The sequence below is a fragment of the Streptomyces anatolicus genome, from assembly GCF_019400875.1.
Classification (GTDB): Bacteria; Actinomycetota; Actinomycetes; order Streptomycetales; family Streptomycetaceae; genus Streptomyces; species Streptomyces anatolicus.
Genome location: NZ_WMBF01000001.1, coordinates 1 through 24,635 on the forward strand (window position 1 = coordinate 1; position 24,635 = coordinate 24,635).

Below are 24,635 nucleotides of genomic sequence, written 5' to 3' on the forward strand. Positions count from 1 at the left end.
CCGCCACGCTCCCCCCACGCGTCTGGCCACGCGCCTCGCCACGCGCCCCGCCACGCGCCTCGCCCTCGCGGCCGGTCGGGTCGCTGACCCGGTGCCGTACGCGAGGGCGAGTCACATGCTCACGAGAGGCCGGTCAGAACTGCAGGCTCCACGTGTCGATCTTCCCGGTGTCCTGGGCCGCGTTGTCGCTGACCCGCAGTTTCCACGTGCCGTTGGCCGTCTCCGAGGAGGCGTTCACCGTGTACGTGGTGTTGATGTTGTCCGAACTGCCGCCGGTGCCGTAGCCCTTGAGGGTGTAGGCCGTGCCGTCGGGGGCGATCAGCTGGACCTGGAGGTCGCCGATGTACGTGTGCTGGATGGTCACCGGCACGCTCAGGGCGGCGGGCGCGTTGCCCGGTACGCCGGTCACGGTCACCGGGGACTCGGCGGTGGCGTTGTCCTGGATCGCGTAGTCCGTGTCGTTGGTGAACTTCGGGCCCGGCGGGTTGGTGGTGCCGCCCGTCACGTTCAGCAGGCGGTTGGGCGAGCCCGTGCCGGGGCTGGTGACGACGCCGGTCGAGGAGGCGTTGACGAGGGCGGTGGAGACCTGCGCCGGGGTCGCCGACGGGTTCTGGCCCACGTAGATCGCCGCCGCGCCCGCGACGTGCGGGGACGCCATCGACGTACCGGAGATGGTGTTGGTCGCCGAGTCGCCGGAGTTCCACGCGGAGGTGATCGAGGAGCCCGGGGCGAAGAGGTCGAGGACGCTGCCGTAGTTGGAGTAGCTGGCCCTGGCGTCGGTGCTGGTCGTGGCGCCGACGGTGATGGCCTCCTGGACGCGTGCGGGGGACTTCGTGGACGCGTCGGTCGACTCGTTGCCGGCCGCGACCGCGTAGGTGATGCCGGACGCGATGGAGTTGCGTACGGCCGTGTCGAGCGCGCTGTCGGCGCCGCCGCCGAGCGACATGTTGGCGACGGCGGGCTTGACCGCGTTCTTGGTCACCCAGTCGATGCCCGCGACGACCTGGGCGGTGGTGCCCGAGCCCTGGTTGTTCAGCACGCGGACGCCGACGATCTTGGCCTTCTTGGCGACGCCGTGCAGGGTGCCCGCGACGGTACCGGCGACGTGCGTGCCGTGGCCGTGGCCGTCCTGGGCGGTGTTGTCGTTGTCGATGGCGTCATAGCCGTAGGAGGCGCGGCCGCCGAAGTCGGTGTGGCTGATGCGGACGCCGGTGTCGATGACGTACGCCGTGACGCCCTCGCCCGCGGAGTCCGGGTAGGTGTACTTCTGGTCCAGCGGCAGGTTCTTCTGGTCGATGCGGTCCAGACCCCAGGAGGGCGGGTTGGTCTGGGTCGCGGAGGCAGTGAACGTCCGGTTCTGGACGACCGCGTCGACCGCGGGGTCGGCGGCGAACTTCTTCGCCTCGGCCTCCGTCAGCTCGACCGCGTAGCCGTTGAGGGCCTTGTCGTAGGTCCGCTCGATCTCGGCGCCGTACTCCTTGGCGAGGGCCCGGCCCTCGGCGGAGCGGGCCTTCGGGGCGTCCTTGCCGAGGCTCACGATGTAGCTGTTCTTGATCGTGCCGGGGGCGCCGGCGTTCTCGATCCTGCCTTCCGCACGCTCCGGCTGGGCGTTGGCCGGGAGGGCGGAGACGACGCCGAGGGCGAGGGCCGCGACCGCTGTCGCGCTGATCCCGGCCAGTCTTCGGCGGGTATGACGCATCACTGCCATCTGAGGGGTCCTCCTCAATAGGTGGTGCGCTGGTGGGGGATTGGTGCTGGTGGTGCCCACACATGCGGAGGCGTCGCCCGACAGGGGTACTCGACAGGGACATGTCAATATGTACGTACATCTGTACGCGTACATTCACATGGACGTGCCCTGCCGTACGGGATTCCGCCTCCGTCGGGACGAAAGATTGGCTGATCCATAGGAATCCCACAAGAGTCACGACCGGACGTAACACGACCGCCACACACCCTCCATGGAGTGCGGCCTGCTCGATCCGCCCGTCCGATTAGCCTGCGCGCATGACCGTCACGACCGCCGCCACGAGCGCCCACGCCCTGCCGGACCGCTACTGCCCCGCCGACGGGGCGCGCGTCCCGGCGGGCTCGCTCGAATGGGCCTGCCCCGTCTGCCGAGGCCCCCTCGACCTGGACTTCTCCCCCACTCCCGGACAGCTCAAGTCCCTTGCCGGGCGCGTCAATTCGCTCTGGCGGTACGCGGAGTGCCTGCCGTTGCCCGCCCCCGCGATCTCGCTCGGCGAGGGCCGCACGCCGGTCGTGGAGCTGGCCGACGGCATCCGCGCCAAGCTGGACTTCCTCATGCCGACGCTCTCCTTCAAGGACCGGGGCGCGGTCGTGCTCGCCGCCCTCGCGCAGCGCCTCGGGCCCGCGCGCGTCATCGCCGACAGCAGCGGCAACGCGGGCACGGCCGTCGCCGCGTACTGCGCGCGGGCCGGGCTCCCCTGCACCGTGTACGTACCCGCCGGTACGTCGCCGAAGAAGCTGGAGCAGATCGGCGCGCACGGGGCGCGGCTCGAAGTCGTCGACGGCGGGCGGGAGTCGGCGGCCCGCGCGGCCCGCGCCGCCGCCGACGAGCACGGCACCTTCTACGCCTCGCACGTCCACAACCCCTACTTCCTCCAGGGCACCAAGACGTACGTGTACGAAGTCTGGGAGGACCTGGGCGGCCGGCTGCCCGACGTCCTCGTGGTGCCCGTCGGCAACGGAACGCTGCTGCTCGGCGTGGCCCTCGCGGTGCGCGAGCTGTACGCGGCGGGGCTCATCGCGAAGGCGCCCGCCCTGTACGCGGTGCAGTCCGCGGCGCTCGCCCCGCTCGCCGAGGCCTGGCGGGCGGGCGCGGACGATCTGCTCCCGGCCGGCGGGAGCGAGCCCACGCCCACCCTCGCCGAGGGCATCGCGATCCCTCGCCCGCCCCGCGCGCGGCAGGTCCTGCGGGCGGTACGGGAGTCGGGCGGCGCCTTCCTGACGGTGACGGAGGAGCAGATCGCGGCGGCCCAGCGGGATCTCGCGGGGCGCGGCCTGTACGTCGAGCCGACCGGCGTGGCCTGCTGGGCGGCCGTGCGGGACGGGGCGCTCGGCGAGCGGACCGCGGTGGTTCCGCTGTGCGGGGCGGGGGCGAGGACGGGGCTCGCGAACGGCACGGGCGGCTGATGCCAAGTAGGGGGTGAGACCGCCGTCCGGCGGTCGGAGACGGAGGGCTCGTGACACCGGATGAACGGGACGGCCCCGGTACGGCCGGCGCGGCGACGGACGAGGAACTGCTTGCCCGCGCCGGACGCGACGCGTCGGCGTTCGAGCCGCTGGTGCGCCGCCACTCGGGCGCCCTGCACGGCTACTTCGCCCGGCGGGCGCCCGGCGCCGCGGACGATCTGCTGGCCGAGGCCTGGCTCCAGGCCTACGCCACCCGGCACGGCTTCGACGCGGCCCGCGGGCCCGTGCGGGCCTGGCTGTTCGGAGTGGCCAGAAACGTCCTTTCCGCGCACTGGCGGCGGACCGAGCGGCAGCGCCCCGGACGGCCGGGCGACGGCCGCGAGGACCCGTGGGAGGCGGTGGACGCGCGGCTCGACGCGGCGGCGGTCGCCCCGCGACTGCGCGCCCTTCTGACCGAACTCCCCGACGTGGAGCGCGAGTTGCTGCAGCTCGTCGCCTGGGAGCAGCTGACGCCCGGCGAGGCCGCCGCGGTCGTCGGCATCCCGGCGGGGACGGCCAGATCACGGCTGCATCGCGCCCGCAACCGGCTGCGCGCCGACGCACCCCTCAAGCTGACAGGAGACCTGGCATGACCGAACGCACCGAGCACGGTGGCGCTTCCCGCGCCGAGCACGCCGACCTTCTCGACTTCCCCGGCGCCGCACAGCTGATCACCGCCGGTGACGTGCCGCCGCCCCGGCCGGGCGCGGTGGCCGCGGCACAGGCCGCCGTCGCCTTCGCGGCGCAGGAGGCGCGGGAGACGCGGGAGACGCGGGAGACGCGGGAGCGGACGCGTTCCGTACCGCGCCGCCGCAGGCTGCTCGTCGCCACCGCCGCCGTGGCCGCGATCGCCGCGGGAGCCGTCGCCTACCCCGTCCTCGACCTGGGCGGGAAGCCCGCGGCGACCGCTTCGGCCTCGGCGGGCCGGTTCCTCGACGACATGGCGGGGGTGGCCGCCGAGGCGCCCGCGTCCGATGCCCAGTACTGGAAGGTACGGGTCGAGACGGACAACCAGGACGACGGGAAGCGGACCTTCACCACCTACTACGCCCGCTCGGGCGGGCCGGGCGAGGTCAAGAAGTGGCCGGTGGGCGAGGAGTGGCTGACCTGGCCGCAGCTCGACGAGCTGCCCACCGACGAGAAGGCGCTCGCCGCGCTCTTCCCGAAGGACGCCGAGAGCCGGTCCGAACAGATCCTGATCATGCTGGAGGACTCCCCCGCGAGCCCGCGGCTGCGCGCCGCGCTCTTCCGGATCCTCGCGGACACCCCCGGCATCGAGCTGATCGGTGAGGTGAAGGACAGCAAGGGCAGGCCGGGTGTCGCCGTGGAGATGACGCGCGAGGCGCGGTACTCCACGGGCCCGGGCGAGGACGTGACGTACTGGACGAAGGACCGTTACGTCGTCGACCCCGGCACCGGCCTGCTCCTTGAGAACACCCACAGGATCCGGGGCCAGTCCACCCCGGCGGACCGCTACACCTGGCTGGAGGTGGGCCCGGCCGACAAGCCGACGGGCAAGTCGGCGAACAAATCGGCGGACAAGAAGCGCTGAGGAGTTCCGGCGGACGGCGCCCCGACCAGCACCGCGTGCCCCACCTCGGAGAGCATCGGCAGGTCGGTCGGGTCGTCGCCGTAGCCGTAGCAGTCCGCCGGGTCGATGTGCGCGTACCGAGCCAGCAGTTCGCGCACCAGGCGGCGCTTCTCGTCGCCGATGACGGGGGCGCCGAGGAGCGCGCCGGTGTAGACGCGGCCGCACCGCTCCAGGCGGGCGCAGAGCACGTGCTCGGCGCCGACCGCCTCCGCGAGCGGGGTGAGGAGCGGCCGGAAGGAGCCGGAGACCAGGGCGATGCTCGCGCCCTCGGCCCGGTGCCTGCGCAGCTCCGCGGCGACCTGGCGTACGTAGAAGCCCTCGGCGGCGCTGCGTTCGGCGAACCAGCGGCGGGCCCACTCCTCGACCGCCGCCACCGGTTCGCCCCGCCAGGCGCGGTAGTAGGCGCGGTTCGCCTCGGCCCGCGGCAGGCCCGCGGCCACCCTCGCGCGCAGCTCCTCGCGGATCCCGGCGGCGCGGCGCTCGCCCTCGGAGCCGTACCGGCCCGCCAGGTAGTGGCCGAGGAAGTCGAGGAGGCTCTTGCAGGTGATCAGGGTCTCGTCGACGTCGGAGAAGACCAGACGGGTGGGGCGCTCAGACGTCGGCATGGGGAGCCTCCAGGGCCAGGTCCCGCTCGGTCGCCCGCACTTCGGAGGGCGTCGGTTCACAGAAGGCGGAGAAGACGCTGCGGGCGTAGTCGACCGCGGCCTGCTCCCGGCGCAGCATGCGGTGGCCCGCCACGGTGCGTACGTCGCGGCGGCACCGCCCGACGACGTCCCGGCCCGCCGGATCGGGGCGTACGCCGGTGCGGTGCAGCCGCTCGACCGCGCGCGCGAGCAGCCCGATGGCCGAGGCGGCGATGCGCCGGTTCCGCGCGACGTCCCGCTCGGTCCAGGCGCCGGCGTCGGCGGTCTGCGCGGCGTCCCGCAGCAGGAGCTGGGCGGCCTCGATCTCGTCCGCCGACACGGCGAGGACCCGGTGCAGCCGCAGCGCGTCGGCGTCGGAGAGGTGCGGGGCGCTGCGCGCCGCCCGCCGGGACCACGCCTCAAGGGCGTGGCGGGCGGCGCCCAGGGCGGGGGCGCAGAAGAGGAGGCCGCCGCCGAGCTGGGCGGGGACGGTGTGGCATCGGGAGCGCCCGGGGCCGGGGGTGCCCGCGGTCAGGTCGGCCATGAGGAAGGAGCGGTGGCGGGGCACGAGCACGGAGTCGACGACGACGGTGTGGCTGCCGGTGCCGCGCATCCCGTCGGCCGCCCAGGTGTCGAGGACGGTGACCCGCATGCGGGGGACGGCGAAGACCCGGCAGCGGCCGCCCTGTTCGGCGGGCTCGGTGGAGGTGAGCAGCAGCCAGTCGGCGAAGGCCACCCCGCTCGCGTACGCCCAGGTGCCGCTCAGGAGCCAGCCGTCCCGGGTGGCTCTCGCCTCGCCCGACGCGCTCATCACGGCGGTGATCCGCGTGTCGGGCGAGGCCGCCCAGAGGTCGCGCTGCCCGTCGGGAGGCAGATAGGCGGCGAATCTGCCGTGCGCGCCCCACAGGACGCCGCACCACGCGGCGGACGTGCAGCCCGCGCCGACCGTGGCGGCCGCGTCGATGAGGGCGCCGAAGGTGCCCTCGGTGCCGCCCCAGGCGCGGGGGACGAAGTGCCGGGCGAATCCGGCGCGGGTGAGCAGCCCCACGGTCTCGTCGTGCAGCCGCCGTTCGCGCTCGGCGCCGTCCGCGTGGACGGCCGCCGACCTGGCGGCGCTCGCGACCGCCGCGGGCGGCAGCGCGTGGCCGCCGGTGCGCTGATGTCCTGCGGGTGAACTCTGTGACTGAATCATCTGTGGCATACACCTCTCTCGCCGATTAGAATTCGTTCTTGAACGTATCTTTCTCACCGTCGGTCCCGCGCCGCTCGATCCACAGTGAAGCTCGATCCCCAGTGAAGGAGGTGTGCACCTTGCCGAAGCAAGCACGGGCCTTGCGCACATACGACGCCGTCCTGGACGCCGCCGCGTACGAGTTCGCGCGGTACGGCTACGCGAACACCAACCTGCAGAAGATCGCCGACCAGATCGGCCTGACGAAGGGCGCCCTCTACGGCCACTTCTCCAACAAGGAGGAGCTTGCCGCCGTCCTGTCCTCCCACCTGACCGCCGCGGTCGAACTCCCCCTGGGTGAGGCGAAGGCCGCCACCGGACCGGCGCTCGACCGGCTGCGGACCCTCATGCTCACCCTGGGCGAGCTCTTCCAGTGCGATGTGCGCGCCCGCGCCGCGCTCCGGCTGACGCTGGAGACCGCTCAGGCGTCCGGGGTGACGGCGACCTTGCTGGAGGGCACCCACACGGCCGTGTACGACCTGGTGGGCGAGGTGCAGCAGGAGGGGCACTGGGACGCGTCGGCGTCCGCCAAGGCCGTGGCCGACCTGCTCGTGGCCGCGTTCTTCGGTGTGTTCTGGATGGGCTCCGCCCACGAACGGCCGGAGTCCGGCAGCCGGGTGGCCGCCATGTGGAACGTCCTGTCCCACGCCCTGCGGGGCAGACCAGGGCAGTGAGGCGATGGGGCGGGCCCGCAGGGTGGGCTACGGGGCCGGCCCGCATGGCGGGGTTACGAGGTGAGGCCGGTCAGTGAGGCCGGCTCGGGCAAGTGGCCCGCCGCCTCCCGGAGGCCGGGCGCTCCGGTGCCCGCCCACGTCATGTCGGTCCTGGCCAGCAGGGTGTCTCCCTGGAGGGCCGCGACGCGCAGCCGGTAGGCGTCGGCCGGGGTGAGGCCGGGCACGCTCTGTTCGACGACGAGCCGGATCGGCGCGTTCAGTTCGGCGAAGGCCGCGCACTCCACCTCCATGCCGACCAGCGTGAACGCCCGGTCGCCGAGCGGTTCCTCGACCGTCTCGTGCACACAGAGGTGGCCGAGCTGCCGGAAGCCCTCCATCAGGACCATGAGCGGCACGTGGTCGGTGGGGTGGTCGAAGAGCACGGCGTGGTCGCGGTCGAGGCGCAGCTGCCAGTCCCCGTCCGGCCAGCAGCGCTCCAGGACGCAGTCCTTCCAGCGCAGCCTGCCGACCCGGCGCGGCGGCACGAGCGGCGCGGCGTCCGCGCGGACCACGGCCGGGGCGGGCGGGGTGTCGCCGCCCCACGCCATCCGTCGCAGCAGTCCGTACCGCCTGTCGTCCATGACGTAGACCCGGATCGTGCCGCTGCCGCAGAGCCTGGCGCCCGCGAACAGCCGTACGTCGAGCCGGGCCCCCCTCGGCCGGCCCTCCTCCCAGGTCCACTCGGTCTCGAGGACCACGGGCACGGGGACGCCGACGATCCGCAGCGCGGCCGGGTCGGTGATCTCGAAGGACAGGTCGCGGCCGACGAACCGGTGCCCGATCGGCACCTCGAAGTGCTCGTGTGCCACATAGAGCATGGCCTGGCGGATGGTCTCCGCGAAGAGCATGGGGTCGCTGAACCCCCGCTCGTCGGGGTGGTAGAGCGCGTGGTCGCGCGGCCACTGGGCCGCGACGGAGAAACGGCTGTCGCTTACACGACAGCCGTCCGTGACGAAGACCTCCGCGATCGAGCTGCGGTGCACCAGCTCGCGCGGGACGGGTCTGAGGAACGTGAGGCCGGGCGCGGTGGAGGCCATTGATGAGGCATCCCGGTTTCTGGAATCATCGATGAGCACGACCGAATTCTGAGACAACGCTTCCCCCAAATCAGGACGAACTCTTGCCGGAGATCAGACGTGTGAAGCCTTGCGGCGTGGGAATTAATATACCTGCGAGAAGGTATATTTCAAGAGCCGTAACCACGTGCCATCACCACCAACTCACCCTGCGTACAGTCACGTTGGCGCACAGCACGATATGGAAGCCATGAGCAACGAACGCAAGGCACCGCTGCCCCCTCTGTCGACCGCCACCCCGTCCGACGACACCTCGCACCTCAAGCAGGAGCGGGCCATCCACACCCGCAGGACGATCCTCCGCGCGGCGGCCTCGGTCTTCGCCGAGTCCGGCTTCCCCGCCGTCACCATCAAGGACGTCGCCGACAAGGCGGAGCTGACCAAGGGGGCCGTGTACTTCCACTTCGCCAACAAGGAGGCGATCGCCGCCGCCGTGGCGGACGAGTTCTACCGCAGGCTGAACGAGATCATCGCCCCCGTCCTGGAGGGCGACCAGTCCTCGCCCGCGACGGTCGCGGAGGTCATGACGGCGGTGGCCGGCGGCTTCCGTGACGACGACTTCATCAAGGCGGGCTCCCGGCTCCAGATCGAGCGGCCCTACATCAAGGTCGAGATGCCGGTCCCCTACGTCGCCTTCACCGACCTGCTCACCGAACTCCTGGAGAACTGCCGGAAGGCGGGCACCCTGGAGACCGCCGACCCGGCCGCGCTGGCGCGCGTGCTGCGGTCCGCGCTCTTCGGCGCGCAGCACATCTCCTGGGTCCAGGCCAACCGCCAGGACGTCGTCGAGCGCGTGCAGGAGATCGTGGACGTCTTCCTGCCGGTGTACGGGCAGCCGGGCTGACCAGGGCGGCCGGTCCAGGGCAGCCGGTCCAGGGCGGTCAGTCCAGGAAGGCCGCCTCTATCCACCGCCGCACGCCCCTCGGCCGCATGCGGTGCAGCGCGCCCACGGTGTCGGCCACCTGCTGCGCGCCGCCGACTGCGAGGAACTTCTCCCGCACCATCTCCGAGTGGCGCGCCCGCGTGTCGGGACCGGCGGCGCCGACCGGGATGAGACGGCCGCGCGTCACGGTACGGCCGTCGGTCAGCCGTACGGTGACCCGGGCGCCGGTGGCCTTCGTCGAGCGGGTGAAGTCCTGGCCCGCGGTGCCGAGATCGCCGATGAGGCCGACCAGTTCGTCGCCGCCGAAGCCGCGCAGCCAGGGCGCGGCCAGCGGGCCCGCCTCGCGCACGGCCTCCCCGAACGGCGCGTCGGACAGGAACAGTTCGCGGGTCATGCCCGTGTCGTGCTCCAGGCGTACGCGGCCTGCCAGCTCCCAGCGGTCGGGGTCGTCCAGGCGCGGCGAGGAGAAGTCGTCCACCGAGAACTCCCCGGTCAGCAGCGTGGTGGCGACCGGGTAGGGCACGTCGAGGACGAGGGCGCCGAGCGGGGAGCCGGGGCCGTTGACGTACTGGGCCGCGCGCTCGCCCGCGAAGAGGGTGTAGAGGGACGCCTCGACGACGATCTCCGCCACGTCCCGCGGGCGGAGAGGGCCGAGCTCCCGGTGGATCTCCGCGGCGCAGTCCACCGCCGCGTCGATGCCGGGGCCGCCCGGGTGCATCTTGAAGGAGAGCGTGTCGGTGTGCCAGCGGCGGCCGAGCCCCTTGGCCACCGCCTGGGGCAGCGGCACGGTCGCGAAGCGGGCCAGGAAGCCGTCCTGGTGCTCGATGATGTCGGGGGCGCCGCGCAGCCCGGCGGCCGCCGCGTCACAGGCGTCCATGGCGGTGCGTACGGGCGTGAAGGTGTTGAAGAGCCGGGCGTCACTGGCGAGGAAGGCCCGCATCAGCGGCCAGTTGGGCATGGCGAAGGCCAGGCCGAAGGCGTTCTCCCACTGGGCGGCGGGGGCGCGGTCGCAGTGCAGCCGGCCGGCCACCGCGCCCGCGAGGTGGGTGTGCACGGCGCTCTGCCCGCGCAGCGGACCGAGGGTCGCGGAGGCGGTGATGCGGGCCGCGCACTCGTTGGCGGCGACGACGGCCGTCAGGAGTGAGAGCCCGTCGAGCTTGCGGGCGTACGCGAAGGCGAGGGGCACCGCGACCGTCGAGTTCGACAGATGACCGGCGTACGCGGTGTCGTCGAGGTTGAGCCAGGAGCCGAGGGCGGCGAAGACACCGGCGGCGGCGCGCGGGTCGCGCTGCATGGGGTGGCCGAAGGCGGCGACGAGCTTGCGGCCGAGCGGGTGGGCGAGGCCCGCCCTAATGGAGGCGATCTGCGAGAGGACCTGGCTGGCGGCGAGCTTGAGCACCCGGCAGGGGACGTCCTGGGGGCGCAACCGCGCGGCCCACGCGGACAGTTCGCGCAGCGGGGTGTCCGTGGCGGCGCGGGTCGCCGGGGGCCGGGGCCTCTCCCACTGTTCGCAGAGCGTCCGGGCCACGCGTTCGGCGAGGACTGCCGGCATGTGCCGCACCCTTCCTTTACCGGTGTGGTCCGGGGCGGCGGTACGCCGGTGGCGCACGGCCGCCCCGGGGTGATCAGGCCGCGGGGACCTTGTCGAGGAAGCCGTAGACGCCCTTGATGCGGCCGTCGTCGGCGGTGACCGCGACATCGAAGCCGATGGCGATCGGCTCGGCGCCGGGCTCGGTGACCAGGCCCCACTGGAAGCGGGCGATGTTGTGGTGGGTGTCCACCGTGCCGATCAGTTCGAAGCTGAGGCCCTTGAACTGGTCGCGGGCGCCCGCGATGACCGCGCCGACGCCCTCGTGGCCCTCGACCGCGGCGAGCGGGTCGATGTAGGGGGCGTCCGCGGTGAAGAGTTCGGCGATCGCGGCGGCGCGCTTGTCGGCGTCGGCCTCGTTCCAGATGGCGAGGTAGCGGGTGACGGTGTGGGTGAGGTCGCTCATGAGGGCTCCTTGGCCGTAAGGGTCGTAGCTGTAAGGGTTGTAAGGGTCGTACGGGGGCAGGTCAGGCCGGGTCCACCGGCGCCCAGGCGGCGAGCGCTCCCGCCAGCACCTCGAAGGTGGCCGAGGCGCCGATGGTGTGCTGGTACTCGCCGTCGTGCTCCAGGGGCAGCCGCTCGCCGTCGGTCCGCTCGACGGTGATCGAGCGACCGCGCGCGTAGACGGTCGCCGGATGGCCCATGTGCGCGGCTTCCAGGGTCAGTCCGGGCACCTCGGTGGCGGCGACACCGCCACCGATGACGCAGACGTCGAGCAGTCCGTCGTCGAGCAGCGATTCGGGCAGCACCAGGAACCGGCCGCCCCGGTAGCGGCCGCCCCCGACGTTGGCGAGGACGGTCGGCCCCTCGTGCACCACGCGCCCGTCGACGACGACCCGGCCCGGGTAGGGGACGTAGGTCGCGGCGGTGTCGGTGAACGCCTTGGCGTACCGCTCACGTCCGTGGAGCGGGCTGTCCTTCGCGGTGATGAGCGCGTTGGCGATCACACCGCTGCAGGCGCCCAGGTAGACGCGGTTGCCCGTCTCGGCGAGCCGCGCCAGGTCCAGCCGGCGCACGCGGGCGCTGCCGCCCGCCCCGGAGTCGGCGAGCACCGCCTTGAGCGACTCGGTCCAGGGCCGGTCGCCCCAGAGCATCTTGTATCCGGAGTTCCCGGTGCCGCCGGGGACCACCATGAGCGCGGCCCGCCCCGCGGTCCCGTCGAGGCCCTGGACCACCTCGCGGACGGTGCCGTCGCCTCCGATGGCCACGACGAGGTCGGGCGCCCCCTCGGGCCGTTCCAGGGCGCGGCGCACGTAGGCGGTCGCGTCCCCCCGGGCGGTGGTGAGGTGGAGTTCGGTGCGGGAGAGGTGGGCGGAGCACATCTCCCGTACTTCGCGCACCAGTTCAGGGCTGTGGCTGCCGGATGCGGGATTGGCTATGACCAGGGCCCTGGTGGGGCCCGCGGCGTCGCTGCTGTCGGCCATGTCGGGCGTACTCCTTGATCTGGTAGCACCTGCGGAAGACTCTTCCACCGGGCGCTGACGCCGGTCTGACGTGCGGCTGACTCCGTCGCCGGGTGCGCTACCAGGTCACGAGCAGCGAGTCGAGGCCGTAGTTGATCGTGTTCTCGCGGAACGACACCGCCCCGGGGGCGTCCGCGACGCGCAGGCCGGGGAAGCGGCCCACCAGGGCGCGCAGGGCGACCTCCAGCTCCATGCGGGCCAGCGAGGCGCCGGGACACAGGTGCGGGCCGTGGCCGAAGGCGATGTGCCGGCTCGCGTCCCGGTCCAGGTCGAGGCGGTCGCCGCCGGGGAAGACGGTCTCGTCGTGGTTGGCGCTCGGGTAGGCGAGGATCACGCCGTCGCCCTTCGCGATGCGGGCGCCGCCGATCTCGGCGTCGTCGACGGCGACGCGGACCTGGTTGTCCTGGGTGATGGACCAGTAGCGCAGCAGCTCCTCGACGGCCGGGGCGAACAGGTCCGGCTCACGGCGCAGCCGGTCCCACAGGACCGGCTCGCGCAGCAGGCTGAGGACGCTGAGGCTGAGCTGGTGGGCGGTGGTCTCGTGGCCCGCCACCAGGAAGAGCCTCGCCATCGCCACCAGGTCGTCGTGGGACAGCTCGCCCGTGGCCACGTACCGCGTGGCGAGCCGGCTGAGCATGTCCTCCTGGGGGTCACGGCCCTTCCTGCGGATCAGCTCGTCCAGGTAGCGCGTCATCTCCACGAAGGCCGCGTAGATCTGCTCGGGCGTGGCGTCCTGGGAGAGCACGGCCTGGCTCAGCTCGGTGAAGTCGCACTCGTCGGCCTCCGGGACGCCCAGCATGCGGGCGATCACCAGGGACGGCAGCCGGACGGAGAAGGCGGCCACCAGGTCGACCGGGCGCGGCCCCCGCTCCAGCTCGTCGACGAGGCGCTCCACGAGCAGCTCCACCGAGGGCCGCAGCGCGCGGGTGCGGCGGGCGGTGAACTCGGTCATCGCCATCCGGCGCAGCCGTCCGTGCTCGGGCCCGTCCATGCGCGTGAACGACATCACCCGGGGCGCGGGCGGCAGTTGTATACGGACGGGGAAACCGGGCCGGGTGTCGTCCGAGCTGAAACGCGCGTCGGTCAGGACCGCGCGGACATCGGCATAGCGCGTGATGAGCCATGCTTCGCCTGTCCGGATCCGCACCTTGACGGGCCCGCCCCCGCGGAGCCCGGCGTAGGCGTCCGGCGGCGAATAAGGGCAGGTGCGCGGCATGGGCCAGGCAGCGAGCGACGGTTGAATCTCGGACATGACAGGAGTGACCAGCATGACATTCCCCCCCTGGGATATGGCTGATTCCTTTCCGTCATGCTGGCCGAAAGGCCTGATGCTCCCCTGACGCCCTGCTGATCCTCTCCGCGGCCGTCCGCACCACCTCTGACCAGCGCGGGAAACATGGCCGCCACACGCGAAAAGGCGGGGTCCCCGGAGCTTTTCGCTCCGGGGCACCCGCCGTCCGTGCCGCCCGTCCTCCGGGCCTTCGGTCAGCCCTTTTCGGCCTTGCGTGGCAGGAACTGCACCAGGACCGCGACCAGGAGGCAGATGCCGGCCTGGACGTACAGGCTGAACCCGAACCCGTCGGTGTAGCCCTGTGCGGACGGATGCTCGCCGACCTGGTCGAAGAAGACGACGCCGATGACCGCGATGCCCAGCGCGTTGCCCATCTCCTGCCCGGTGGAGAAGACCCCGGAGGCCGCCGCCGCGTGCCCGGGCGCCACCCCCTCGAGGACCAGTGAGGTGAGCGGGGCGACCACAAGGCCCATGCCGAAGCCGCAGACCACCATCGCAGGGACGCACCAGCCGACCGAGCCCGTGGTGCCGAGGGCGGAGGCCGTCTGGGCGAAGGCGACATCGCCCGCCGCCACCACGAGGGCGCCCAGCGCGAGCGCCTGGCGGCCCAGCTTGGCGGCGAACTTGGGCGCCATCGCCGAGGCCACGAAGAAGCCGAGGCCGAGCGGCACGAAGAGCAGCCCCGACTCCAGGGCCGAAGTGCCGTGCCCCTGCTGGAGGTAGAGCGCGAGGACCAGGAAGAAGGAGGCCATCACCGAGAAGTAGACGAGGATGGTGACGGACCCGATGCCGAACGCCCTGTCGTGGAAGAGCGACGGGCTCACCAGCGGCGACTTGCCGCCCGCCGCGAGCCGCCGCTGGCTGAACCAGAACGCGGCGAGCAGCGGCACCGCGGCCGCCATGCACAGCCAGGTCCAGGCGGGCCAGCCCTCCTCGCGGCCGATGACCAGCGGCAGCACGACGGCGGTGAGCCCGGCGGTGACCAGCAGGACACCGATCAGGTCGAGCCCGGTGCGGCCCTCGGACTTCGACTCCGGCACCAGCTTCGGGGTGAGCACGAGGACGAGCACGCCGATCGGCACATTGATCAGGAAGATCGTCCGCCAGTCCATGCCGAAGACGTCGGCCCTGATCAGCAGGCCGCCGATCAGCTGGCCGAAGACCGCGGCCGCGCCGAGCGCGATGCCGTACGCGTTGAACGCGACCGCCCGGTGCTTGCCCGAGTACGTCGTCGTCAGGATGCCGAGCACCTGCGGGATGACCAGGGCCGCGGCCGCGCCCTGGAAGCCTCGGGCGACGATCAGCTCGCCCATGTTCTGGGCGATGCCGCAGGCCAGCGAGGCGAGCGTGAAGAGCGCCACGCCGATCGAGTAGACCCGGCGCCTGCCGTAGATGTCACCGAGCCGGCCGCCGGTGATGAGCAGCGCGGAGAGGCCGATGGTGAAGGTGACGGCGATCAGCTGGATCTCCGCCGCCGTGGCGTGCATGTTCGTCTGGAGCGAGGGGATCGCCACGTTGACGATGAAGAAGTCGAGGTTGGTGATGAAGAGGCCGGCCAGGACGACGAGCAGCGCCCCGTAGGAGGGCTTGGCCGCCGGGGCCCCGTCCGGCGGCGCGGCCTGCGGCACGCCGGGCGGGACGTCCGCGCCCTTGACGCCGGTGTCCGCTCCGGCCTTGACGTCGAGGTCCGCTTCGGTGGTCATGAGCGGCCCGCCAGTCGTCGCAGCCGCTGGGCGAAGTGCGTGGTGACGGCCTCGGCGTGGCTGTCGATGTAGAAGTGGCCGCCCGGGTACTCGCTGTGGCCCAGGTAGTGCGGGCTGCGTCCGGCCCAGTGCGTCATGGCGTCCGGGCTCTCCATCAGCGGGTCGGACGCGCCGCCGTAGGAGACGAGCGGGCAGGCGGTGCCCGCGCCGTCGTCGACGTACTGGGCGGCGACGCGCAGGTCGGCGCGGAGCGCGGGGACGACGAGGGCGAGCATCTGCGGGTTGTCGTAGATCTCGGCGGGGAACGACCCCAACTTCTTGATCCACTCGACGAGTTCGGCGTCCGGCATCCGGCTCTGCTCCTCCGTCGGCTGGAAGAAGCCCTCGGGCGACCAGCCGGACATCCCGACGAGCACCGGCGAGGGCCCGCCCTCCGCCTCCATGCGGATGGTGAGGCGGAACGCCAGCTGCGCGCCGAGGCAGTGCCCGAAGAACGCGAAGGGCCGCTCGTCCAGGTCGTCGACGACCGCCTCGTGCAGCGCGTCGAGCAGCGGGTCCCAGTCCTCGTACGTCATCTCGTCACGCCGGTTGTGGCGGCCGGGCAGGGTGACGGCCTGCGGGGCGATGTCGCCGGGCAGCAGCCGCTCCCAGTCGCGGTAGATGATGGCGCCGCTGCCCGCGTGCGGCAGCATGAACAGCCGTACGGAGGCGTCCTCGGAGGGCACGGCGGGGTGGAACCACTCGCCCGCGGCGGACATCTCCTGGCCCAGGGCGGCGGTGGCGGTGGCGGTGGTCACGACTGTGTTCTCCCAACGGTTGTCTGCTCCCCGATGGCGCGTACCGCGGGCAGCAGCACCTCGGCGATCTCCTTCAACTGCGGCTCCGGGTCGAGCGATCCGACGCGGATGACCAGATGGCGGGCGCCGGCGCGGACATAGGCGCCCAGCCACTCGGCGCAGCTCTCGGCGCTGCCCCAGCCGTAGGCCTGGATGGCCGACATCTGCTCCAGGGAGCGCCCGTAGTAGTGCTCGATGTAGTGCTCGAGTTCGGCCTTGGCCGCCGCCTCGTCGCGGTCGACGGTGACCGTCGCGTACAGCGCGGGGGTCACCGCGCCGGGGGCGCGGCCCGCCGCATCGGCGAGTTCGGCGATACGGGCGCGGGCCCTGCCGTACGCCTCGGCGTCGGGCAGGAACGGCAGCCAGCCGTCGTACTTCTCGGCGGCCCTGGCGAGCACCTTCGGGGTGTCGCTGCCGGCCAGCCAGAGCGGCGGGCCGCCGGGCGAGGCGGGCTTGGGCAGCCGCTCGAGGCGTTCGGCCTGCCAGAACTTTCCCTGGAAGTGGGTGGGTTGGTCCTCCTCACCGGAGCGCCAGGCGGTGCGCCACAGCGCGGTGATCTCGTCGAGCCGCCCCACCCGCCCGGCGAAGGACGCGCCGACGGAGGCGAACTCCTCCTCCGTCTCGGGCATCGGGAAGCCGGAGCCGAGCCCGAGGACGAGACGGCCGGCGGCCACGTGGTCCAGGCTCGCGATCATGTGGGAGCCGATCAGCGGGTGGCGCAGGGCGGGTGTGAACGCGGCTGTGCCGACGGTGATGCGCTCGGTGGCGGCGGCGGCCGCGGAGAGCACCACCAGCGGGTCGAGGCGCGGCCGGGCGGTCAGCGAGTCGCCCGCCCACAGCGAGTCAAAGCCGAGCGCCTCGGCCTGCCGGGCGAAGTCGAGCAGCGGGGCGGCCGCGTAGGTGCCGTTGATGGCCTGTTCCCGGGTGGGCAACAGGATGCCGATGCGCAGGGGCCCGGCAGAGGGCTGCATGGGGTGCTCCGTTTCGTCTGGCGGAGAGGCGGGTCGGATGGCGTGCGTCAGGCGTGCTGGCGCTGCGGCGGCAGCGAGGCCGTCCGTGCCGAGTCGCGGCGCTGGACGGGCAGGGTCAGGCGCTCGGCCGACGGGGGCGCGTCGGCGGTCAGCCGGTCCCGCACCTCGCGGCGCAGGATCTTCCCCGAGGGGTTGCGCGGCAGCTCGTCGGCGAAGTGGAAGGCGCTCGGGATCTTGTAGTCGGCGAGGTGGGCGCGGAGGGCGACGAGCAGTTCGCGGGGCTTGACGGTGGCGCCGGGCCGCAGGACGACGACGGCGTGCACGGCCTCGCCCCAGTGCGGGTCGGGCACTCCGACGACGGCGGCGTCGGCGACGGCCGGGTGGGCGGCGAGCGCCTTCTCGACCTCGGCGGGGTAGATGTTCTGCCCGGCCACGATGATCGTGTCGTTCATGCGGTCGCGCAGGTACACATAGCCGTCCTCGTCGAGGTAGCCGGCGTCGCCCATGTGCAGCCACTCCCCCACGACGGTCCGCTCGGTGGCCTCGGGGAGGTTCCAGTAGCCGAGCATGCGGGAGGGGGTGCGGACGCAGATCTGGCCGGTCTCGCCGGGCGGCAGGCTCTCGCCGTCCGGGCCGATGACCTTGACCTCGTTGCCGGGGCAGGGCCTGCCGACCGACTTCAGGAGGCCGGTGCCGGGGCGGTGGGCCTCGGGCGGCAGGCAGACCGCGACGCTGCCGGTCTCCGTACTGGCGTAGATCTGCGCGAACTGGCAGCCGAACACCGCCAGGCAGCGCTCCAGCAGCGTCTCCGACATCGGCGCCGCCCCGTAGGCGATCTTGCGTAGTGAGGCGAACGCGTCCGGTCCGGCGCCGCGTTCGGCCATCAGCATCTGGAGCATGGCGGGCGCGGCGAAGGTGATGGTGACGCGGTGCTCCCGGATGAGGCGTACCGCCTCCTGGGGGATGAACTGCGGCATGACCACATTGGTGGCCCCGGCGTTGAAGGTGTGCATGAACCAGCCGATGCCCGCGATGCCGAAGCCCGGCAGGGAGATCAGGCTGACGTCGTCCGGCAGCCAGTCGAGCCAGTCGGCGCTGTGTTCGCGCATCGCGGCGGGCAGCGTGAAGAAGCTGCGGTGGGCGAGGACCGCGCCCTTGGGGAGCCCGGTGGTGCCGCTGGTGTAGATCTGGACGACCGCGTCGTCGGGTCCGGTGCCCGGCTCCAGGTCGGTGTTGGGGTGGTTGGCGTACCAGGCGGGCAGGCCGGTGCCGCGCGCCGGTTCGCCCTCGCTGTCGGTGCCGTCGACGCGGACGACCGTACGCAGCCCCGGGAGCAGCGGTTTGACGCGGTCCGCGGTCTCCCAGAACTCGTCGTCGACGAAGAGGAGCACGGCGCCGGAGTCGCGCAGGATGTGGTCCACCTCGCCCTGGGTGAGGCGCCAGTTGACCGGGACGAGGACGGCACCGGCCTTGGCGCAGGCGAGGATCGTGAGGTAGTAGTTCTCCGATTCGCGGCCCAGGTAGGCGACGCGGTCGCCGAGCTTGATCCCGGCGTCGCGCAGGGCGTGGGCCGCGCGGTTGCTGTCCCTGTGCAGCTTCCCGTACGTGGTGGTGCGGCCCTCGCAGATGATCGCCGCGTGCTCCGCCCGGCCTCCGGCGTGCGCCCTGGAGGTGCGGGTCAGCGTCCAGTTGGTGGTCGTGTGGTTCTCCACTGTGGTCTCCCGTCAGGGGTGCTGCTGGGTGGCCGGGGCGAGGCGCCCGTCGAGGAACTCGGTGAGCCTGCGGACCGTCGGGTGGTCGAAGGTCAGCGAGGCGGGCAGCGGCAGCCGGAACAGCGTCTCCAGGCCGCCCTTGACGGTCTGGGCCATCAGCGAGTCCAGGCCGAGCGAGACGAACTCGGCGTTCGGGTCGAGGTCGTCCTCGGCGTCCATGTGCAGGGCGTCGGCGACCTTCTCCCGCACGGCCGCGGCGATCAGGGCCGTACGCTCCGGCTTCGGCAGGGCGGTGAGCGCGGCGAGGTCGAGGCCGGTGCCGTCCGCGCCGCCCTGGTCGTGCCGGGCGAGCCGGTCGTAGAACGCGTCGTCCACGCCGCCGCCCGCCACATACCGCGCCCAGTCGAACTCGCCCACCACCCGGCGGCTGCCGGGCCGCTGCCAGAGCCGCGCGAGGGTGTCGAGCGCCCGGGTGGGCGAGAAGAAGCGGACGCCGCTGCGGTCGATCTCCTGGGCGAGCTGCTCGTCGAGCCTGGCGGACATGCCGACCCTGGCCCAGGCGCCCCAGTTGACCGAGAGGCCGGGCAGCCCGCGCAGGCCGCGCCACTCGGCGAGGCCGTCGAGTCCGGCGCTCGCCGCGGCGTAGTGGCCCTGGGTGGCGCCGCCGAGCACGGAGGCGATCGAGGAGTACGTCACGAAGAAGTCGAGGTCGGGGAAGAACTCCTCGGCGGCCTCGTGCAGCAGCCAGCCGCCGTACGCCTTGGGGGCGAGCTGGGCGTCGATGGACTCCCAGGTCAGCTCGGCGATCAGCTTCTTGTCGAAGGAGCCGGCCGCGTGCACGACACCACCGACCGGGTGCGGTCCTGCCGCGAGGCCGGCGGCCAGTCGGCGCACGTCGTCGGCGCTGCTCACATCGGCCCGTATGACGGTGACCTCGGCCCGCTCGGACAGTTCGGCGAGGACCGGCGCCGCCTCCTCGGTGGCGCGTCCGCCGCGGCTGACCAGGGTGAGGTGCCGGGCGCCGAGCGAGACCAGTTTGCGGGCGGTGACCAGGCCGAGGCCGCCGAGACCGCCGGTGACCAGGTACGTGCGGTCGGGGCGGACGCGGGCCGGGGCGGGCTCGGCCTCCGGTCCGCCGGGCACGTCCACCCACACCTCGCGGGCTCCGGAGGCGGCGGTGCGCAGCGCCTCCCCGATCTCCTCAAGGCGGAACGCCGTGGCCCCGCCCCTCCCCTTGCCGCCTGCCCTGCCGCTCGCCGCGCCGGGGGCGAGGGCCACCTCGGTGGCGGGGACGGTGAGGGTGGCGCACAGGGCGCCGTCATGACGTACGTACACCTCGTCGCCCGCCGTGAACGCGGCCTCGGCGCCTGCCGCGAGGACTGTTCCCGCGGCCAGTGAGCCGAGCACGGGGCCCGCCCCTGCGGGCTGCTCGCCGTCCAGGGCGGCCCGGGCGTCGGCGGCGGTGAGGGCGACCGACGCGACCCGCACCTGGACCTCGCCGGCCGCGGGGGCGCGGTCGTCGGCGGGGGCGAGGGCGAGGTCGGAGAGGTCGCCGGAGTCCGGGGTGCGCAGGGCGAAGCCGCCGGGCCAGGTGCGGGCGGCGTCGCCGGGCAGCAGCCTGCGGACGTGGCGCCGGCCCGCGCGCAGGGCGACCTGGTACTCGCCGGGTGCCTCGGCGCGGACCTCGTCGAGCAGCGCCGAGAGGTCGCCGCCGGGCTCGATGTCGACGAGCGTCGCGCGGTACTGGGGCGACTCGGTGAGCAGCACCCGGCCGAAGCCCCACAGGGTGGCGGCGCCGAGGTGCGCGCCGGTGCCCGCCCCGTCGCCGGGCAGCCGCTGGGCGCCCTCGGTGACCAGCCACAGCCGGGGCGGGCGCTGCTGGGCGGCGGCGTCCAGGACGGTCAGCAGGCCGAGCAGGTCGCGGTAGTTGTGCTCGCACTCGGCGCGCATCAGCTCGGCGGACATGGCGCCGGGCAGCTGCCGCCAGCTCCAGCAGACGTCGGTGACGGAGGTGTCCTCCAGGGCGGCCTTGAGGGCGGCGGAGTCGGCGACCGGGGTGACGCGCGGGCCGCCGTCCGCCGTGGGGGCGCTGTCGGTGCGGCCGAGGAGCAGGAGGTGCCGGGGTGCCGTGCCGGAGGCGAGGGCGGGCAGGGCGCGGCGCACCCACTCCGGGCGGTGCAGGAACTGGCGGCGGCCCGAGGGGACTTCGGGGCGGGCGAGGGTGACGCCGCCGAGTTCGAGTACCGGGTTGCCGTCCTCCAGGACCAGGATGTCGGCGAGGCGCCGGTCCCGTTCCGTGGCGACGCGGGCGACGACGGTCAGCCGCTCGGCGCGGGGCTTCTTGAAGTGCCGTACGGAGGCGATCTCCCGGGCGAGGAAGACGGGGCCCTCGGGGTCGAGGGCGATGGCCGCCGCCACGGCCGCCTCGATCAGCTCGGCGGGCATCTGCTCGACGGCGGTGGTGCCCCGGCAGCTCAACTCAGCGCTGTGGCACCCGTCTTGGTGGCGGGCGGCGCTCACCAGGGCGCGGGCGCGCGGGCCGTGCGGGCGGCCCACCGAGGCGAGGTCGGTGTAGAGGTCCTCGGCGTCGCTCTCCAGCACGACGGGCCCGAGACCGAGCCCGGCCAGCACCGGGTCGTCCTGGGTCTGGCCGGTACCGGCGGCGAACACGGCGGTGGCGTGCACCAGTTCGGTGCCGTCCTCGCCGTCGGCGGCCTTCTCCGGCACGCTCAGGACCGTCACGTCTGCGCCGCCGTCCGCGCGCGGCCGCAGCCGGGTGGTCAGCGTGCAGGGCGTGTCGGCGGTCAGGGTGAGCGGTTCGCGGAGCCGCAGCTCCTGGAGGGCGGTGCGGGTGTGGCCGTGCACGGCGTCCTGGAGCGCGAGCAGCAGGTCCACATAGGCGCTGGCGGGCAGTGTCGTACGGTCGCCGTCGGCGAAGTCGGCAAGCGCGCCCAGCTCTTCGGCGGTGAACTCGGCCGTGAACTCCCGTACGTCGCCGACCGGTTGGCTCTCGGTGCCGAGCATCGGGTGGTGCGCCACGCCGCCCCGCGCGCCGCCCTTGCGGGGGGTCGCGGTGGGCAGCCAGTAGCGCTTGCGCTGGAAGGCGTACGTGGGCAGCGCCGTCTTGGCGGGGACGATACGGTCCTCGTGGTAGCCGGACCACGAGACCGGCAGGCCCGCGGTGTAGTACTCCGCGAGCGCCCGCAGCGTGGTGTCGCCGCCCCGGTCGCGCCGCCGCAGGCTGGCCAGCCAGAGGTGGTCGGCGACGGGCAGCGAGCGCTGGGCGAGGGCGGTCAGCGCGGTGGAGGGGCCGATCTCGACGAGGGCGTGGCGGCCGCGCCGGGCGACCGCGCGGATCCCGGAGAGGAACTGCACGGGCTCGCCGATGTGCCGCACCCAGTAGTCGGGGGTGCCGATCTCGGCGAAGCGGGCGAGCTTGCCGGTGACGTTGGAGATGAGGCTGATGGACGGCTCGCGGAAGGTGAGGCCGTCCAGGGCGGCACGGAAGTCGTCGTACACCTCGGCCATGAGCGGCGAGTGGAAGGCGTGCGAGACGGCCAGCTGGTCGACGCGCAGCCCCTGGGCGCGCAGTTCCTCGGTGACCTGCGCGAGCGCTTCCGCGCCGCCGGAGATCACGCACTGGTCGGGGGCGTTCGATGCGGCGAGCGCCAGGTCGGGGTGGGGCTCGAGGAGCGGCAGGACGTCCTCGGCGGGGGCGCCGATCGCGGCCATGCCGCCCTCGGCGCGCACGGCCTGCATGAGGCGGGCGCGGGCGGCCACCAGCGTCACGGCGTCCGGGAGGCTGAACAGGCCCGCCACGGCGGCGGCCGAGACCTCGCCGATGCTGTGGCCGATGAGCACGTTCGGGCGCACGCCCCAGGCCATCCAGAGCTGGGCGAGCGCGTACTCCAGGGTGAAGAGGGCGGGCTGGGTGTACTCGGTGCGGTCGATCGCCTCGGGGTCGTCGGCGGTGCCGAGCACCAGGTCCCGTATGGAGCGCCCCAGATGCTCCGCGAAGAGGCGGTCGCATTCGTCGACGTGGCGGCGGAAGACCGGGAAGCGCTCGTACAGGTGGGCGCCCATGCCCGCGTACTGCGAGCCCTGCCCGCTGAACATGAACGCGACCTTGCGGATGCCGGCCGGGCCCTGGTGGTCGTGGTCGGCGGCCTTGTCCAGAAGCTTGGTGAGCGCGGCGCGGTCGGTGACCGGGCCCGCGACGCGGTAGGGGTGGTGGGTGCGCGAGACGTTGCCGGTGTAGCAGAGGGCGTCGACCGGCAGGTCCGGGTCCTCGTCGAGCAACCGCCGGTAGTTCGCCACCTGTTCGCGGAGGGCGGCGGCGGTCTTGGCGGAGAGCGTGAACATGGGGGTCGCGGGCGCCTCGCCGGTCGCGGTCTCCCGCTCCTCGGCGGCCGGGGGCTGCTCCAGGACGACCGCGCCGATCGTGCCCGCGAAGCCGAAGCTGTTGACGACCGCGCGCCGCACCGGCGCCTTCCACGGCTCGCAGGCGGTGGGCACCCGCACCGGGTACAGGTCCCAGGGGATGCGGCCGGAGGGCGTGTCGAGGTTGAGGTGCGGGTAGATCGTGGCGGACCGGATCTGCAGGACCGCCTTGATGACGCCGACGATGCCGGAGGCGGGCTCCATGTGGCCGAGGTTGGTCTTCACCGAGCCGACGAGCAGCGGGTCGCTCTTGGTGTGCGAGTCGGCGAAGGTGTCCCCGATGGCGCCGAACTCGATGGGGTCGCCCAGCGGGGTGCCGGTGCCGTGCGCCTCCACGTACTGGATGTCCTCGGGCGCGAGCGCGGCGGCGGCGAGCGCGGAGCGGATCACCTTCTCCTGCGCGGGGCCGTTGGGCACGGTCAGGCCCGCGCTGTCGCCGTCCTGGCCGACGGCGGTGCCCCGGACGAGGGCGAGGACGGTGTCGCCGTCGCGGGTGGCGTCCGAGAGCCGCTTCAGTACGAGGATGCCGCACCCCTCCGCGCGGGCGTACCCGTCGGCGGACTCGTCGAAGGTCTTGCACTGCCCGTCGGGGGACAGCATCTGCGCGTTGGAGAACATCACCGGGATGCGCGGGTGGTGCAGGGCGTTGACGCCGCCGCACAGCGCGATGTCGGTCTCGCCCGCGCGCAGCCCCTGGACGGCGACGTGCAGGGCGGCGAGCGAGGAGGAGCAGGCGGTGTCGACGCTCATGCTCGGGCCGCGCCAGCCGAGGAAGTACGACAGGCGTCCCGAGAGCGGGAACATGGTGATGCCGGAGGCGAGCAGGCCGTCCAGTTCCTCGTAGGGCAGGGAGTCCAGTTCGAGGGCGTAGTCGATGGAGCTGGCGCCGATGTAGACGCCGCCGTTGCCCCGGCGCAGCGGCGCGGGGTCGATGTTGGCGTGTTCGAGGGCCTGCCAGGCGGTCTCCAGCAGCATGCGCTGCTGGGGGTCCATGTACTGGGCCTCCTTCGGGGAGATGTTGAAGAAGGCCGCGTCGAAACGGTCGATGCGGTCGAGGAATCCGCCGGACGTCGTATGGATCTTCCCCTTGTCGTCCGGGCTCTGCGGGGTGAACGCCTCGACGTCCCACCGGTCGCCGGGAATGGGTCCGATCCCGGACCGTCCTTCGCGCAGGAAGGCGTCGAATTCATCCAGGGAATTGCTGCCGCCGGGGAATCGCAGGCCCACGCCGACGATCGCGATCGGCTCCGGCGTCCGGTCGGACACCTGATTCTTCTCTGATTCCTCGCGCGGCATACCGCGTCTCCTTCTGTCCGGGA

General features: G+C 73.1%; 18 protein-coding genes. 5 read left to right on the plus strand and 13 right to left on the minus strand.

Annotation, left to right across the window (positions count from 1 at the left end):
• Positions 1 to 133 precede the first annotated feature (133 nt).
• Positions 134 to 1,708 (minus strand): S8 family peptidase, encoded by a 1,575-nt coding sequence (locus GKQ77_RS00005; protein WP_219686500.1) that lies wholly within the window; start codon positions 1,706 to 1,708, stop codon positions 134 to 136.
• 299 nt (positions 1,709 to 2,007) lie between these two features.
• On the opposite strand from GKQ77_RS00005, the gene GKQ77_RS00010 reads away from it, so the two are divergent.
• The 3 genes from GKQ77_RS00010 to GKQ77_RS00020 are packed head-to-tail and all read left to right on the plus strand — an operon-like array spanning position 2,008 to position 4,747.
• Positions 2,008 to 3,156, plus strand: coding sequence for a threonine synthase (locus tag GKQ77_RS00010; protein ID WP_219686501.1), 1,149 nt, complete (start codon positions 2,008 to 2,010; stop codon positions 3,154 to 3,156).
• A gap of 50 nt (positions 3,157 to 3,206) precedes the next feature.
• Positions 3,207 to 3,788, plus strand: a complete 582-nt coding sequence (locus tag GKQ77_RS00015; RefSeq protein ID WP_219686502.1) for an RNA polymerase sigma factor — start codon at positions 3,207 to 3,209, stop codon at positions 3,786 to 3,788.
• Positions 3,785 to 4,747, plus strand: coding sequence for a hypothetical protein (locus GKQ77_RS00020; protein ID WP_219686503.1), 963 nt, complete (start codon positions 3,785 to 3,787; stop codon positions 4,745 to 4,747). Before GKQ77_RS00015 ends, GKQ77_RS00020 begins: the two co-directional genes overlap by 4 nt.
• On the opposite strand, the gene GKQ77_RS00025 is transcribed toward GKQ77_RS00020, so the two are convergent.
• Both GKQ77_RS00025 and GKQ77_RS00030 read right to left on the minus strand, forming a co-directional pair.
• Complete coding sequence (locus GKQ77_RS00025; RefSeq protein WP_219686504.1) at positions 4,669 to 5,391, minus strand: HAD family hydrolase; 723 nt, start codon at positions 5,389 to 5,391, stop codon at positions 4,669 to 4,671. The two genes, GKQ77_RS00020 and GKQ77_RS00025, sit on opposite strands and share 79 nt — an antisense overlap.
• Positions 5,378 to 6,601: an acyl-CoA dehydrogenase family protein gene (locus GKQ77_RS00030; protein WP_219686505.1), complete on the minus strand. Its 1,224-nt coding sequence runs from the start codon at positions 6,599 to 6,601 to the stop codon at positions 5,378 to 5,380. Before GKQ77_RS00030 ends, GKQ77_RS00025 begins: the two co-directional genes overlap by 14 nt.
• Positions 6,602 to 6,711: 110 nt before the next feature.
• On the opposite strand from GKQ77_RS00030, the gene GKQ77_RS00035 reads away from it, so the two are divergent.
• Positions 6,712 to 7,314 carry a TetR family transcriptional regulator gene (locus GKQ77_RS00035; RefSeq protein ID WP_308117490.1) on the plus strand — a complete coding sequence of 201 codons (603 nt, stop codon included), beginning with the start codon at positions 6,712 to 6,714 and terminating at the stop codon, positions 7,312 to 7,314.
• 53 nt (positions 7,315 to 7,367) lie between these two features.
• Here the strand turns inward: GKQ77_RS00035 and GKQ77_RS00040 are convergent, their stop codons facing one another.
• A complete protein-coding gene (locus GKQ77_RS00040) occupies positions 7,368 to 8,390 on the minus strand; it encodes a ScbA/BarX family gamma-butyrolactone biosynthesis protein (protein ID WP_219686507.1) in 1,023 nt (340 codons plus the stop codon).
• A 229-nt stretch (positions 8,391 to 8,619) separates the two neighbouring features.
• On the opposite strand from GKQ77_RS00040, the gene GKQ77_RS00045 reads away from it, so the two are divergent.
• Positions 8,620 to 9,273, plus strand: coding sequence for a ScbR family autoregulator-binding transcription factor (locus GKQ77_RS00045; protein WP_258020631.1), 654 nt, complete (start codon positions 8,620 to 8,622; stop codon positions 9,271 to 9,273).
• A 37-nt stretch (positions 9,274 to 9,310) separates the two neighbouring features.
• Here GKQ77_RS00045 and GKQ77_RS00050 read toward each other — a convergent pair whose 3' ends face one another.
• The 9 genes from GKQ77_RS00050 to GKQ77_RS00090 form a co-directional block, all read right to left on the minus strand.
• Positions 9,311 to 10,864 (minus strand): MmgE/PrpD family protein, encoded by a 1,554-nt coding sequence (locus GKQ77_RS00050; RefSeq protein WP_219686509.1) that lies wholly within the window; start codon positions 10,862 to 10,864, stop codon positions 9,311 to 9,313.
• Positions 10,865 to 10,937: 73 nt separating this feature from the next.
• On the minus strand, positions 10,938 to 11,306 hold the full coding sequence (locus tag GKQ77_RS00055; protein WP_219686510.1) for a nuclear transport factor 2 family protein: 369 nt from the start codon (positions 11,304 to 11,306) through the stop codon (positions 10,938 to 10,940).
• A gap of 61 nt (positions 11,307 to 11,367) precedes the next feature.
• Positions 11,368 to 12,324, minus strand: coding sequence for a diacylglycerol/lipid kinase family protein (locus tag GKQ77_RS00060; protein WP_219686511.1), 957 nt, complete (start codon positions 12,322 to 12,324; stop codon positions 11,368 to 11,370).
• Between the two features lie 97 nt (positions 12,325 to 12,421).
• Positions 12,422 to 13,615, minus strand: coding sequence for a cytochrome P450 (locus GKQ77_RS00065; RefSeq protein ID WP_219686512.1), 1,194 nt, complete (start codon positions 13,613 to 13,615; stop codon positions 12,422 to 12,424).
• A gap of 233 nt (positions 13,616 to 13,848) precedes the next feature.
• Positions 13,849 to 15,357, minus strand: a complete 1,509-nt coding sequence (locus GKQ77_RS00070; protein ID WP_219686513.1) for an MFS transporter — start codon at positions 15,355 to 15,357, stop codon at positions 13,849 to 13,851.
• Positions 15,354 to 16,115, minus strand: coding sequence for a thioesterase II family protein (locus tag GKQ77_RS00075; protein ID WP_219686551.1), 762 nt, complete (start codon positions 16,113 to 16,115; stop codon positions 15,354 to 15,356). Before GKQ77_RS00075 ends, GKQ77_RS00070 begins: the two co-directional genes overlap by 4 nt.
• A 35-nt stretch (positions 16,116 to 16,150) precedes the next feature.
• The gene (locus tag GKQ77_RS00080) at positions 16,151 to 17,164 is read right to left on the minus strand and encodes an LLM class flavin-dependent oxidoreductase (RefSeq protein WP_219686514.1); all 1,014 of its coding nucleotides are present in this window, start codon (positions 17,162 to 17,164) and stop codon (positions 16,151 to 16,153) included.
• 47 nt (positions 17,165 to 17,211) lie between these two features.
• The gene (locus GKQ77_RS00085; RefSeq protein WP_219686515.1) at positions 17,212 to 18,876 is read right to left on the minus strand and encodes a long-chain-fatty-acid--CoA ligase; all 1,665 of its coding nucleotides are present in this window, start codon (positions 18,874 to 18,876) and stop codon (positions 17,212 to 17,214) included.
• Positions 18,877 to 18,888: 12 nt separating this feature from the next.
• Entirely contained in the window at positions 18,889 to 24,612 is a 5,724-nt protein-coding gene (locus GKQ77_RS00090; RefSeq protein WP_219686516.1) for a type I polyketide synthase, read from the minus strand.
• Between the last annotated feature and the right edge of the window lie 23 nt (positions 24,613 to 24,635).

Coding starts and splice junctions, on each gene's coding strand:
- GKQ77_RS00005 (WP_219686500.1), bottom strand. CDS start 1,708: ATGGCAGTGATGCGTCATACCCGCCGAAGACTGGCCGGGATCAGCGCG.
- GKQ77_RS00010 (WP_219686501.1), top strand. CDS start 2,008: ATGACCGTCACGACCGCCGCCACGAGCGCCCACGCCCTGCCGGACCGC.
- GKQ77_RS00020 (WP_219686503.1), top strand. CDS start 3,785: ATGACCGAACGCACCGAGCACGGTGGCGCTTCCCGCGCCGAGCACGCC.
- GKQ77_RS00025 (WP_219686504.1), bottom strand. CDS start 5,391: ATGCCGACGTCTGAGCGCCCCACCCGTCTGGTCTTCTCCGACGTCGAC.
- GKQ77_RS00030 (WP_219686505.1), bottom strand. CDS start 6,601: ATGATTCAGTCACAGAGTTCACCCGCAGGACATCAGCGCACCGGCGGC.
- GKQ77_RS00040 (WP_219686507.1), bottom strand. CDS start 8,390: ATGGCCTCCACCGCGCCCGGCCTCACGTTCCTCAGACCCGTCCCGCGC.
- GKQ77_RS00045 (WP_258020631.1), top strand. CDS start 8,620: ATGAGCAACGAACGCAAGGCACCGCTGCCCCCTCTGTCGACCGCCACC.
- GKQ77_RS00050 (WP_219686509.1), bottom strand. CDS start 10,864: ATGCCGGCAGTCCTCGCCGAACGCGTGGCCCGGACGCTCTGCGAACAG.
- GKQ77_RS00055 (WP_219686510.1), bottom strand. CDS start 11,306: ATGAGCGACCTCACCCACACCGTCACCCGCTACCTCGCCATCTGGAAC.
- GKQ77_RS00060 (WP_219686511.1), bottom strand. CDS start 12,324: ATGGCCGACAGCAGCGACGCCGCGGGCCCCACCAGGGCCCTGGTCATA.
- GKQ77_RS00065 (WP_219686512.1), bottom strand. CDS start 13,615: ATGTCCGAGATTCAACCGTCGCTCGCTGCCTGGCCCATGCCGCGCACC.
- GKQ77_RS00070 (WP_219686513.1), bottom strand. CDS start 15,357: ATGACCACCGAAGCGGACCTCGACGTCAAGGCCGGAGCGGACACCGGC.
- GKQ77_RS00075 (WP_219686551.1), bottom strand. CDS start 16,115: ATGTCCGCCGCGGGCGAGTGGTTCCACCCCGCCGTGCCCTCCGAGGAC.
- GKQ77_RS00080 (WP_219686514.1), bottom strand. CDS start 17,164: ATGCAGCCCTCTGCCGGGCCCCTGCGCATCGGCATCCTGTTGCCCACC.
- GKQ77_RS00090 (WP_219686516.1), bottom strand. CDS start 24,612: ATGCCGCGCGAGGAATCAGAGAAGAATCAGGTGTCCGACCGGACGCCG.